Below are 12,084 nucleotides of genomic sequence, written 5' to 3' on the forward strand. Positions count from 1 at the left end.
CACGCTCTTTCGGGTGTGGTTTATTTTTTTTATACTTATTTTTTGAAGGTATTTCAACATGGCAGTACATCAAATTCCTGTGACCGTGCTTGGTGCAGAATTGCTCAAAGAAGAATTACAACGTTTGCGTGCGGTAGATCGCCCTAATATCATTCAGGCGATTGCTGAAGCGCGTGCACAGGGTGACTTGTCTGAGAATGCTGAATACGAATCTGCCAAAGAGCGTCAAAGCTTTATCGAAGGCCGTATCTCCGAGCTGGAAGCCAAGTTATCTAACTTGCAAGTGATTGATCCAACCATGTTGAACGCGGAAGGCCGCGTGGTGTTTGGTGCCACTGTGCGTTTTGAAGACCTGGATTCTGGTGATGCCAAAACCTACCAGATCGTTGGTGAGGACGAAGCGGATATTAAAAACGGCAAGATTTCTGTCAGCTCACCGATTGCGCGTGGCCTGATTGGCAAGTCTGAAGGCGAAGTGGTTGAAGTACAATCACCAGGCGGCGTCAAAGAGTACGAAATTATTGAAGTACTCTATATCTAGGAGTGCACGGCCATGGCCAAACAAGCAGGACTCACAGGTTGGATGAATCCGCTGTTATTGACAGCGTGGGTGGGCGCATTATGGATGACGGCCATCACCGCCAGTGTCTTGTTCCAAACCATTCCAGATCGCCAATTGGCAGGCCTGGTGGCTGGAAAACTGTTTAGCATTGTCAGCTATATTGGCTTGGCGAGTGGCTTATGGTTGCTGATACAGCGCCTGGCGAATGATGGCTTCTCTGCGTTCAAACAAGGCTTGTTCTGGGTGGTGTTCCTGATGTGGGTACTGGTGCTGATCGGTGAATTTGGCATTCAGCCGCTGCTGGCACAATTGAAAGCAAGCGCTTTGCCGAATGATGTGATGCAAAGCGTGTTTGCCAGCCGTTTTAAAACCTGGCACGGCATTGCCAGCATTGCTTACTTGGTGGAATGTTTGCTAGGTGTCTGGCTGGTGATTAAATCCAGCTAGAAGCAAATAAAAAACGCGCTTTCATTAGCGCGTTTTTTATTTGATGACTTTTTAGAGCCGTGATTTTACATCTGTCATTCTACAGCTTTGGAATCACGATCTTGGCCGAGGCTTTCACCGTTTCGCTGGCGCGGTAAAACACCAGCTGTTTGCCAATATGGTGCACGGCAATCGCATTGGTTTTATTCGCGATGTCGGTCAGTAATGATTTGCGTAATTCGCGATCATCACCGGCTACTTGCACTTTAATCAGTTCGTGGGCATTGAGGCTGACATCAATTTCTTTTAACACGGCATCAGTGAGGCCATTGTTGCCTAACATGACCACCGGGTTTAAATTGTGCGCCAAGCCACGTAAATAAGCGATTTGTTTGCTATTTAATTGCATGCAAAAATTTCCTTGAAAACAATCAGCATTTTAGCATGAAGCAGGAATTCCCCCTATGAAACCCTCTAAAACCAGTAAAGCCTGGATGCAGGAACACTTGAACGACGAGTTCGTGAAACGCGCGCAAAAAGACGGCTATCGTGCACGCGCTGCCTATAAATTGCTGGAAATCGACGACAAGGACAAATTGATCAAACCAGGTATGACGGTAGTGGACCTGGGTTCCACGCCAGGTAGCTGGTCACAGGTGGCGGTGCAGCGCATTAAAGGCCAGGGGCGCGTGATTGCGCTGGATATTCTGGACATGCATCCGATTCCTGGCGTGGAGTTTATTTGTGGCGATTTTCGTGAAGAAGAGGTACTGCAGCAGTTGGAAGCTTCACTCAATGGCAAACCTGTCGATTTGGTCATTGCTGATATGGCGCCGAATATGAGTGGTTTGAAAGATGTTGATCAGGCGGGCGCGACCTACCTGACTGAACTGGCGCTGGATTTTTGTCAACAATGGCTGAAACCAGGCGGCAATATTCTGGTCAAAGTATTTATTGGCAGCGGATTTGACGAAATTGTGAAACAAATGCGGGGTCAATTTGAAAAAGTAGTGACACGTAAACCCAAAGCCTCACGTGACCGCAGCAGTGAAGTTTATTTGCTGGGCTTGCAACGTAAAGCTTGAATTGCAATGCTTTTTAGCGTTTAGTTTTCGTCGCATAAGCAAAAAATTGGGTATACAATGCCATTAAAGGCTTGAAAAGTTTGGTTTTGCCTCCATTGTTCCAGATAGGGACCTCCCTGCCTTTCGATTTTAAATTAAGGAACCACCTTGAATAATCTATTGAAAAATATCGCGATTTGGGTAGCGATCGCCTTGTTGCTGATGACGGTATTTAATCAATTTACCGGCACCGGCAGAAGTAGTGGTCAAGTGGTTTACTCACAATTTATGCAAGAGGTCAGAGATGGCCGTGTTGCAAAAGTCCAAATTGATGGTCGCTCATTGCATGTGACGACCAATGAAGGTAAAAACTACGATACCTTCACGCCTTCAGACCCATGGCTGGTGTCCGATCTGCTGAAAAATAACGTGATTGTTGAAGCCAAGCCGGAAGAGCATGAGTCTATGCTCATGAGTATTTTTGTCTCCTGGTTCCCGATGGTGCTACTGATTGGCGTCTGGATTTTCTTTATGCGCCAGATGCAAGGTGGTGGCAAAGGTGGTGGTCCATTCTCGTTTGGCAAAAGCAAAGCACGTCAATTGGACGAGTCTAACAATAGCACTACCTTTGCCGATGTGGCTGGTTGCGATGAAGCCAAAGAAGAAGTTGCTGAACTGGTTGAGTTCCTCAAAGACCCTAGCAAGTTCCAGAAGCTGGGCGGCCGTATTCCACGTGGTGTATTGATGGTTGGCCCGCCAGGGACTGGTAAAACCTTGCTGGCACGCGCGATTGCCGGTGAAGCCAAAGTGCCTTTCTTCAGTATCTCCGGTTCTGACTTTGTAGAAATGTTTGTCGGCGTGGGTGCTGCGCGTGTGCGTGACATGTTTGAAACCGCCAAGAAAAACTCACCTTGTATCGTGTTTATTGACGAGATCGATGCGGTAGGTCGCCATCGTGGTGCGGGTACTGGTGGTGGTAACGATGAACGTGAACAAACCCTGAACCAGATGCTGGTTGAGATGGATGGCTTTGAGGCAAATTCCGGCGTGATTGTGATTGCCGCGACTAACCGTGCTGATGTGCTGGATAAAGCGCTATTACGTCCAGGTCGTTTTGACCGCCAGGTGATGGTTGGCCTGCCTGACATCAAGGGTCGCGAACAGATCTTAAACGTCCATATGCGCAAAGTGCCGAGTGATCCAGATGTCAGAGCGGATATTCTGGCCCGTGGTACGCCAGGCTTTAGTGGTGCTGACCTGGCTAACCTGGTGAATGAAGCTGCCCTATTTGCCGCGCGTCGCAACAAGCGCACGGTAGATATGCAGGACTTTGAAGATGCCAAAGACAAAATCTTCATGGGCCCTGAGCGCAAGTCTATGGTGATGCGTGAAGAAGAGCGTTTGAACACGGCTTATCATGAATCCGGCCATGCTGTCGTGGCCAAGTTGTTGCCAAAAGCAGATCCTGTACATAAAGTGACGATTATGCCGCGTGGCTGGGCTTTGGGCCTGACCTGGCAGTTGCCTGAGCACGACCGCATCAGCAACTACAAAGACAAAATGCTGGAAGATATTTCGATTCTGTTTGGTGGCCGTATTGCCGAAGAAATTTTCATGCATCAAATGTCTACAGGCGCGTCAAACGACTTTGAACGTGCCACTAAAATGGCGCGTGATATGGTGACCAAGTTTGGTATGTCTGATAGTTTGGGCACCATGGTGTATGCCGGTAGCGAGCAGGATTCATGGATGGGCAATATGTCTTCCCGTACTGTGTCTGAAGCGACGCAGCAAAAGGTCGATGCTGAAATCCGTCGCATTCTGGATGAGCAATATGGCATTGCACGCAAATTGCTGGAAGATAACCGCGACAAGGTTGAAGCCATGACTAAAGCCCTGATGGAGTTTGAAACCATTGATGCAGATCAGGTAAATGACATTATGGCTGGTTTGCCAGTGCGTGCGCCTAAGCCTAAAAATGGCCCAACCATCAGTTCCGGTGGCAGTGGCACAGGTCCAATGGTGAACCCGACACCACAACCAACGGCTAAAGGCGATGACACTGAAAGTAATACCTAACATTGATTAACCGGGTATTTTGCAACCGGGCTTTCAGTTAAAATAACAAGGCTGGCATTTGCCAGCCTTTATTTTTTGGGAAATCAATCACACATGCAATTTCACTGTGGCCGCTTTCGCCTCGATTTGGATACGCCCAAGGTCATGGGGATTATCAATGTCACGCCAGACTCTTTTTCAGATGGCGGCCAGTTTAACCAGATTGATTTCGCCGTTGCTCATGCCCTGGACTTGATAGAGCAGGGCGCTGCAGTACTTGATATTGGCGGCGAATCGACGCGGCCGAATGCGACGCCAGTACCGCTGGCAGAAGAACTGCAACGTGTGATCCCGGTGATTGAAGCATTGGTTGCGCGTGATATCCCTGTCCCTATTTCGATAGATACCTATAAACCGGAGGTCATGCGTGCCGCGATTGCCGCTGGTGCCAGCATTGTGAATGACATCCGTGGATTACAGGAAAAAGGGGCCTTGGAAGCGGTGGCTAATAGCCATGCCGGTGTCTGTATTATGCATATGCAGGGTATGCCGCAAACCATGCAGCTAGAGCCACACTATGATGATGTGGTCGCTGAAGTAAAACAGTTTTTACGCGAGCAGCGAGATGCATGCCTGACGGCGGGCATTGCGCAGGATCGCATTATGCTAGACCCCGGCTTTGGTTTTGGTAAAACTCGGGCGCACAATATTGCATTGGCTAAAGCCTTGCCACAGTTGCTGGATCTACATTGCCCCTTACTGGTTGGATTGTCACGTAAGTCAGTCTTGGGACAAATGACTGGTAATGATGTGGATGCGCGCCTGCATGCCAGTGTGGCAGCGGCGGTGATCAGTGCCATGCAAGGTGCGCATTTATTACGCGTGCATGATGTCAAAGCGACCGTTGAAGCACTCAAGGTCGTGGCAGCGTTGCAGTAAACAAACAGACAAAAGAACAAGCAAGAGAAGGATAAGAGCGATGAGTAAACAGTATTTTGGCACCGATGGTATTCGTGGTCGCGTGGGCGAATCCGTGATCACCCCGGAATTTGTGATGAAGCTGGGCTATGCCGCTGGGCGTGTACTGGCGAGCCACGAGCACTTGCCCGCGGGTAAACGCCCGACGGTGCTGATTGGTAAAGACACGCGTATTTCTGGCTATATGCTGGAGGCTTCACTGGAAGCCGGCTTGTCTGCCGCGGGTGTGGATGTGTTGCTTACCGGCCCCATGCCAACGCCTGCCGTGGCTTACCTGACGCGTGCCTTGCGTGCACAGGCCGGCATCGTGATTTCAGCTTCGCATAACCCGTATTACGACAACGGCATCAAGTTTTTCTCTGCGCAAGGCACCAAGTTGCCAGATGATATTGAGCATGCGATTGAAGCCGAATTAGCTAAACCCATGCAAGTCATGGAGTCGGCGCAATTAGGCAAGGCCAAGCGCGTCGATGATGCCGCTGGCCGCTATGTAGAGTTCTGTAAAAGTACCTTCCCTAACCATCTCGACTTGCGCGGCCTCAAAATCGTGTTAGATTGCGCGCATGGCGCGACTTACCACGTGGCACCGCCGGTATTCCATGAGCTAGGCGCCGATGTGATTTCTATTGGCAACCAGCCGGATGGCCTCAATATTAATGAAGGCGTGGGTTCCACGCATCCGCAGGCGTTGCAAAAGGCCGTGGTTGAGCACCAGGCGGACCTTGGCATCGCCTTTGACGGTGATGGTGACCGTGTGATGATGGTAGATGGCGCCGGGAATCTGCTGGATGGCGACCAGTTGCTGTATATCATCGCCATGGGCCTGTATGCCAAAGGTAAACTCAAGGGCGGTGTGGCGGGCACGCTCATGACCAACCTGGCACTGGAGCATGCGCTGCAAAGACACCAGATTCCGTTTGGCCGCGCTAAAGTGGGCGATCGTTATGTGCTGGAGTTATTGCAAGATAAAAACTGGAAACTGGGTGGCGAAAATTCCGGCCATATTCTCACGCTGGATAAACATACCAGTGGCGATGCCATTATTGCGGCGTTGCAAGTGCTGCAATCGGTGCGCGAAAGCGGTAAAACGTTACAACAACTGGGCGCAGATTTGACCTTGTACCCGCAAGTACTGATTAATGTCACTACCAAACAAAAGCTGGATTTGAACCAGGCTGCGGTGCAAACCGCTGTTAAACAGGCGGAAACCACCCTTAATGGTGAAGGCCGCGTGTTACTACGTGCTTCTGGCACCGAACCCAAAATCCGCGTCATGGTTGAAGGCTTGAACCAGGGGCTGGTGCAATCACAGGCAGAACAGATTGCCGAGGTCATCCGCCAACTGGCTGCTTAATTTTTCGGAGATATGCATGGACACCTTTAGTCACGCTTTATGGGGGTATGGCCTGTTTGGCTTTCGCAAGAATGCTCGACCCACGTACCCCAAATTCGCTGCCCTGATGGGGGCCATGCCTGACCTGATTTCTTTCGGTGCCTTGTTGTTATTGCGGGTGATAGAAGGCAATTACAGCTTCGGCAAGCCTGCACTGGCTACATCGCCCGCCTGGATTTATCCTGCCTATACCGTTGGCCATAGTTTTGTGATTGCCTTTGCCGTGATTGGTCTGGTGGCAATATGGCGCAAAGATATTGCTTTCGCCATGCTGGCCTGGCCGTTTCATATTACGCTGGATTTTCCATTTCATAGCCTGCAATACTTTGCTACGCCAATGTTCTGGCCGATCTCTGACTTCAAAGTGGACGGTATTCCCTGGTCTCACTGGTATATCTGGTGGCCGAATGTGGCCGGTATCATCATTCTGCTGGCATATCGTTACAGGCAGAAGCGGCAAGGTCAGCGGCCATAAAAAAGCGGGCCCTGTAACGGTAGGCCAATCGTGCCCGCTTTTTATTAAGCAGCCAGCGGTTCAGTCGCTGGGCCCTGGTAGACAGTGAGGTGTGGAAACGGAATTTCAATCTGCTGCGCATCGAATGCATTTTTAATCCGTTTTAAATATTCACGCTTGATGGTCCATTGTTCCAAAGGCCGTACCTTCATGCGGCAGCGGATAATCACGGCAGATTCTGCCAGGTTATCGACCCCGGCAATATCCAGTTTATCCAGTACTTTATCTCGTAATTGCGCATCTTGCAGAATGCTGGCACCGACCTCGTGCATAATCTGCATCACCTTGGCGATATTTTCGTCATAGCCCACCCGGATATCCATCACCGCATAAGCAAAATCGCGTGAGCGGTTAGTCACCGTGGTAATCTGACCATTGGGCACATAATGCACGTTGCCTTCGTAATCACGCATCTTGATATAACGGAGTGTAATTTCTTCCACCAGGCCTGATTTATTGGCAATCTCGACCACATCATCTTTACGGATTTGGTTTTCCAGCAACAGAAAAAAGCCATTAAAGTAATCCTTGACCAGGCTTTGCGCACCAAAGCCGACCGCCAGGCCGACCACGCCCGCTGCCGCCAGCACGGGTGCGATGGAGATGCCTAATTCATGTAAGATTTCGACGATGGTAATGGCCAAAATGACGGTGGTGACGATGTAACGTAGCACCATGCTGAGTGTATTCAGGCGTTTAATCTCTTCAATATTGTCTGCGCTTCTTGCGTTCAATTTATCCCTGAGCTTCACAATCAGTTGTTTGCTCAGGCGATTGAGGAAATAGGCGACGCCGACAATGACAAAAATACGGAGCAGGGTTTTAACCAGAGCCAGCATTTCAGTCGGATTTTCGATTCCTAAATAAGTAAGCCAAGACATTGTGTTTCACATTCCTTTCAATTGATTTAAGTCGATAACCAGTAAGCGGTTAAGGGGGGGATTTCTATGCTGTCTTTATCAGTAGGCAGCGTTTGACCGCTATACAGCTCGGTCAATACCGGGGTTTTAAACAAGCCTTTTTGCCTGAATGCCTGCAAGGGAGCGCTTTGGGCGGCAGTATCAAAATTGGCAATGACCACGACTTTGGGGTGCATGCCGGTTTGCACATAGCGGTAAAAAGCGAATAAATGTGGATTATCAAGTGCGATCAGTTCGCGATTGTTTAAGTCGGCAAACGCCGAAATTTCCTTGCGGATAGCAATGAGTTGCTTGATTCGGCTGAACAGGCGCTGTTGCACGGTGCCTGCTTCATTCTTGAGCGCCAATACCTCCCAATCCAGCGTTGGCCTGTGTACCCAGCGGTTATCATGCATTTTGTTCTCATCTTGCAGGTAGCTGTCATTATTCAAGGTGCCGACCGCGTCGCCATAATAAAGTAGCGGGATACCACCAAACGACATGATCAGGTTGTGCAGCAAGACGATAGTGAGGACAGCGTTGTCTATCGCAGCTTGGTCCTGATTGGCGAGTGCGGATTCCAGCCCGGCCAGTGAAGCGAGGGCGCCTGAAATTCTGGCATCGCCGGTTTTTTTATTGACGCCAAAAGCAAAGCCACGGGCATTGGATTCCGGGTAATGGCCGGTGTAATAATCCACCAGGAAGCGGCGGTGCGAGACGGGCTCAAACCCGGCGGCAATAATGGCCCGGTCGCTAAAGCCCAGGCCGATATCATCGTGGCAGCGCACGTAATTGAGCCAGGTGGCGCGGTCCAGTTTCTCTGGCAAGTCTTCTACCCCTCTGGTGAGTAGCACGGTTTGTTTGGTGGCAACCGCATCCCACAACAGCGCCATAAAGGTGGCGTTATAGGCGATCTCACACTCTTTGGCATTAATGGCATCTTCGCCAAAATACTTGATGATTTCTATCGGCGCCACAATCGCTTCGGCAATAAAAATAACCCCCGGTGCGGTGACCTGGCAACAGTCCTTGAGCAATTGCAGAATCAGGTGTGCCTCGCGCTCATTCTGGCAGCTACTGCCTATTTTCTTCCACAGAAAAGCCACTGCATCTAGGCGCAGAATATCCACGCCCTTATTAGCCCAGAATAAAATGATGTCTACCATTTCGATCAGGACCGCCGGGTTGCTGTAATTGAGGTCCCATTGATATTGGTTGAACACCGTCATCACCCATTTACCGGTGTCAGGATTCAAGGTAAAACTGCCCGGCGCATTTTCAGGAAACACTTCGGGCATGGCGGCCTCGAACATATCTGGAATGGTACGGTCAGGGTACATATAGTAATAATCCTGATACTGCTGATCGCCTAGTTTGGCCTGTTTCGCCCAGGCATGCTCATCGGAGGTGTGGTTGACCACCACGTCCAGTGTTAGCAACATGTCGGATTGTTGCATCGCCGCGATTAGCTGTTCGAGGTCTGCCATGCTGCCGTTACGCGCGTCGATTTGCCTAAAATCACGCACCGCGTAGCCGCCATCATTCTGTTGCTCTGGGCAGTCACAAATCGGCAAAATATGCACCAGGTTAATGCCTAGCTCTTGCAGGTAAGGTAGTTTTTCGCGCATATTGGCCAGGTTGCCGGCAAAGCCCTGGCAATACATGGCCATGCCTACCCACTTTTGTTGCATAAACCAGTCATGGTTTTTTTCGCGCTCCAGATCTTTGGCTCTTAAATGCGCTGCCCGCTGCGCGTATTGCTGCGTTAGCACGGTTACCAGCCTGCCCAGTTGGGCTTTAAAGTCTTCGCGCTGGCCATATAAGTGTTGAAACAGCGAGTGAATCGCATAAAAGTTGGCGCCCAGCCGGGTATAAAAATGCTGCCAATCTTCACCTTTGGGTTGTTTACATTGTGTCAGGATGTCATTCAGCAAAGAGTGCGAGATTTGCTCATACATAATTAAGCATCCTCCATGGCGGTTTGTTCAGGCGTAGGTTTTGGGGTTTTATTAGCGGCGACGCCAAATTTGTAATGTTGCATGCCTTCTAAAATGCCATGCGCATATTGGGCCTGGGCGAAATAAATGCGCGGCACTCCTTTGAGGTGGGTGAGGTCTTCACTGTAATTGCCAACCACCACCGCCATGGTGTCGCCCATCAGCATTTCGATGTCATTGCCAGAGTCACCCGAGACCAGGAAACTGGCCAATGGCAGCCCCCATTTATATGACAGGTAGCGGATAGCGTGTCCTTTGGAGGCGCGTATTGGTAACAGGTCGAGAAACTCACCGTGGGAATAGATGATCTGCGCATGTAAGCCACGTCCATGTAAATGCTGGCTGATTTTTTCTACCTGGGGCATGGTTTGTGAATCCACCAGGTAAGAGATTTTGAATTCGCGCTGGTTGTCAGCAGTTTGCAAGCGTATGCCTGGAATCTCTTGCATGGCCTTGACCACATCGTCGCGCCGCCACAGGTGGCGGATATGATTCGCCCAGCCGATGTCCGGAATACGGCGTATACCATAGTGAATTTCGGAGCCGACCGAGGTGATCAGCACATCGGGAATCGGGATGCGATTTTTGCGCAATATATCAATAGCACTCTCTAGCGGGCGACCGGTGGCGATGCCAAAAATAGTATAGCCGACATTGTCGATTAACCATTCCACCAAGGCCTCCTGTCCGTCACGCTGACCAAGCAAAGTATTATCGATATCGGTGATAAACGCATGCTGCGCCAATGGAATCGCAGATTTGCCGCTGTGCAACGCGATCTGTTGTTTGCGCAGGTTTTTACGTTGTTTACGCAATAAAGCGCGGACTTCTTTAACGTACTTGTTGACGTGGCCGGCCCAGGTGTAATGGCGTTTGACATTGATCACGCCGCTTTTGGCCCATTTTCGCCAGCGTGGCTTGTCAGTCAGTGCCGATAACAACGCTTCGCCAATGGCATCGCTATCGAGTGTATCCACCAGTAAACCGTGATGGCAATTTGCCAGAATATCCCGCGGCCCGCCATCGTCAGGCGCAATTACCGGCAAGCCGCAGGCGGCGGCTTCCAGCAAGGTCAGTCCAAACGGTTCGGTAAACGCGGCATTAATGAACATACCTCGGCTCTTGGCGGCCAAACGGTAAAGTTCAGGCACTTCTTCCTGTGCATGACTTTTGGGGATTGCCACTTTGCCCCACAAATCATAAGTGTCAATATCCAGCAGCAATTCATTGAGTACTGCTGCCTGAGACTTTTCGAGATTTCGGATATTGTCACGACTACCAGCCACCAGTACCAGATTGGCGCGTTTTTGCAGGGCAGGGTGATTGCCATAAGCCGCAATCAAGCCCTGGATGTTTTTACGCATTTCGGGTCGGCAGATACATAGAATCATCGGCTTTTTAGGATGCTCTAAAAAGCGTGCGATGCTTTGCTCTACGTTGTCTGCAATCGGCCGCCTGCCGGGTGGTGAAAAGCGCGAAGTGTCGGTGCCTGGCGGGATAACTCTGAATTTTTTAGTGTCTGGTTGCGCATACAAGCCATATTGCAGTTCAACTTCTTGGCGCGTACTGGTCACGATCATGGAGGCGTGTTGTATCAGCGCTTCCTCTTCGGCAATGCGCCGTTCAAAGTTAAACTGTTTTTCAATATTGGTGGCTTTGCGGCCACTGGAGAGTAATTTCTCCTGTTTGGGTTTACCTAGCGAATGACCCGTGTGAATTTGCGGGATACCCAGCAACATGGAGAGCTGGCGGCCGACGTATCCGGCATCGGCATAATGCGAGTGAATCACGTCCGGCAAGCGACCTTGCTGGCGCAAATAATGCAGGCAGCGATCCACCATCTGGTCCAGGTGCGGCCACAAGGTCTCCTTGCGCATATAGCGCTTGGGGCCACATGGGAAACGAATAATGCGGGCATGATCACTCAGTTTTTCTTCAGCCTGCGCATAGCCTGGCGATACCTGTGGGTCTTCAATCAGGCGTGTCATCAAATCGACTTTGCCCACTTCAGGGTGTTCAGCCAGCGCTTTGGCTAAATCCAGCACATAAGTACACTGGCCGCCGGTATCGGCATCGACACCAAGTTCAAGTGCTTCGCCCCTGATCAGGCCGTGGACACTGATAAGGAGTACATATAACTGATCTGTTTTTTGTTCAAGTTTTGCGCGCATAGTTACCTGACTGCTTATGAAG

At 50.3% G+C, this 12,084-nt stretch carries 11 protein-coding genes; 7 read left to right on the top strand and 4 right to left on the bottom strand.

From position 1 onward, the window contains the following. Window positions 1-58 precede the first annotated feature (58 nt). A complete protein-coding gene (gene greA, locus B3355_RS03005; RefSeq protein ID WP_019882774.1) occupies window positions 59-541 on the top strand; it encodes a transcription elongation factor GreA in 483 nt (160 codons plus the stop codon). A 12-nt stretch (window positions 542-553) separates the two neighbouring features. Next, entirely contained in the window at window positions 554-1,009 is a 456-nt protein-coding gene (locus B3355_RS03010) for a DUF4149 domain-containing protein (RefSeq protein ID WP_024929137.1), read from the top strand. A gap of 79 nt (window positions 1,010-1,088) precedes the next feature. On the opposite strand, the gene yhbY is transcribed toward B3355_RS03010, so the two are convergent. Beyond that, the gene (gene yhbY / locus B3355_RS03015; RefSeq protein WP_292780038.1) at window positions 1,089-1,397 is read right to left on the bottom strand and encodes a ribosome assembly RNA-binding protein YhbY; all 309 of its coding nucleotides are present in this window, start codon (window positions 1,395-1,397) and stop codon (window positions 1,089-1,091) included. A gap of 55 nt (window positions 1,398-1,452) precedes the next feature. Between yhbY and rlmE the strand changes: the two genes are divergently transcribed. The 5 genes from rlmE (at window position 1,453) to B3355_RS03040 (ending at window position 6,956) form a co-directional block, all read left to right on the top strand. After that, entirely contained in the window at window positions 1,453-2,073 is a 621-nt protein-coding gene (gene rlmE / locus B3355_RS03020) for a 23S rRNA (uridine(2552)-2'-O)-methyltransferase RlmE (RefSeq protein WP_292780040.1), read from the top strand. Window positions 2,074-2,220: 147 nt separating this feature from the next. Further along, complete coding sequence (gene ftsH, locus B3355_RS03025; RefSeq protein ID WP_019882768.1) at window positions 2,221-4,131, top strand: ATP-dependent zinc metalloprotease FtsH; 1,911 nt, start codon at window positions 2,221-2,223, stop codon at window positions 4,129-4,131. A gap of 93 nt (window positions 4,132-4,224) precedes the next feature. Then, the gene (folP, locus tag B3355_RS03030; RefSeq protein WP_292780043.1) at window positions 4,225-5,049 is read left to right on the top strand and encodes a dihydropteroate synthase; all 825 of its coding nucleotides are present in this window, start codon (window positions 4,225-4,227) and stop codon (window positions 5,047-5,049) included. Window positions 5,050-5,089: 40 nt separating this feature from the next. Further along, entirely contained in the window at window positions 5,090-6,442 is a 1,353-nt protein-coding gene (gene glmM, locus B3355_RS03035) for a phosphoglucosamine mutase (RefSeq protein WP_292780045.1), read from the top strand. Window positions 6,443-6,458: 16 nt separating this feature from the next. Then, entirely contained in the window at window positions 6,459-6,956 is a 498-nt protein-coding gene (locus tag B3355_RS03040; protein ID WP_292780047.1) for a hypothetical protein, read from the top strand. Window positions 6,957-7,000: 44 nt separating this feature from the next. On the opposite strand, the gene B3355_RS03045 is transcribed toward B3355_RS03040, so the two are convergent. From B3355_RS03045 to B3355_RS03055, 3 genes are read right to left on the bottom strand one after another with little or no spacing between them, the layout of a single operon-like run. After that, window positions 7,001-7,876 carry a mechanosensitive ion channel family protein gene (locus tag B3355_RS03045; RefSeq protein WP_292780049.1) on the bottom strand — a complete coding sequence of 292 codons (876 nt, stop codon included), beginning with the start codon at window positions 7,874-7,876 and terminating at the stop codon, window positions 7,001-7,003. 26 nt (window positions 7,877-7,902) lie between these two features. Further along, entirely contained in the window at window positions 7,903-9,852 is a 1,950-nt protein-coding gene (locus tag B3355_RS03050; protein ID WP_292780051.1) for an alpha-amylase family protein, read from the bottom strand. Between the two features lie 2 nt (window positions 9,853-9,854). Next, the gene (locus tag B3355_RS03055) at window positions 9,855-12,062 is read right to left on the bottom strand and encodes an HAD-IIB family hydrolase (RefSeq protein WP_292780053.1); all 2,208 of its coding nucleotides are present in this window, start codon (window positions 12,060-12,062) and stop codon (window positions 9,855-9,857) included. Window positions 12,063-12,084 lie beyond the last annotated feature (22 nt).

This window comes from Methylophilus sp. UBA6697, from assembly GCF_002454655.1.
In the GTDB taxonomy this organism is placed as follows: Bacteria; Pseudomonadota; Gammaproteobacteria; order Burkholderiales; family Methylophilaceae; genus Methylophilus.

Coding starts and splice junctions, on each gene's coding strand:
- glmM (WP_292780045.1), top strand. CDS start 5,090: ATGAGTAAACAGTATTTTGGCACCGATGGTATTCGTGGTCGCGTGGGC.
- yhbY (WP_292780038.1), bottom strand. CDS start 1,397: ATGCAATTAAATAGCAAACAAATCGCTTATTTACGTGGCTTGGCGCAC.
- rlmE (WP_292780040.1), top strand. CDS start 1,453: ATGAAACCCTCTAAAACCAGTAAAGCCTGGATGCAGGAACACTTGAAC.
- B3355_RS03055 (WP_292780053.1), bottom strand. CDS start 12,062: ATGCGCGCAAAACTTGAACAAAAAACAGATCAGTTATATGTACTCCTT.
- B3355_RS03050 (WP_292780051.1), bottom strand. CDS start 9,852: ATGTATGAGCAAATCTCGCACTCTTTGCTGAATGACATCCTGACACAA.
- greA (WP_019882774.1), top strand. CDS start 59: ATGGCAGTACATCAAATTCCTGTGACCGTGCTTGGTGCAGAATTGCTC.
- B3355_RS03045 (WP_292780049.1), bottom strand. CDS start 7,876: ATGTCTTGGCTTACTTATTTAGGAATCGAAAATCCGACTGAAATGCTG.
- folP (WP_292780043.1), top strand. CDS start 4,225: ATGCAATTTCACTGTGGCCGCTTTCGCCTCGATTTGGATACGCCCAAG.
- B3355_RS03040 (WP_292780047.1), top strand. CDS start 6,459: ATGGACACCTTTAGTCACGCTTTATGGGGGTATGGCCTGTTTGGCTTT.
- B3355_RS03010 (WP_024929137.1), top strand. CDS start 554: ATGGCCAAACAAGCAGGACTCACAGGTTGGATGAATCCGCTGTTATTG.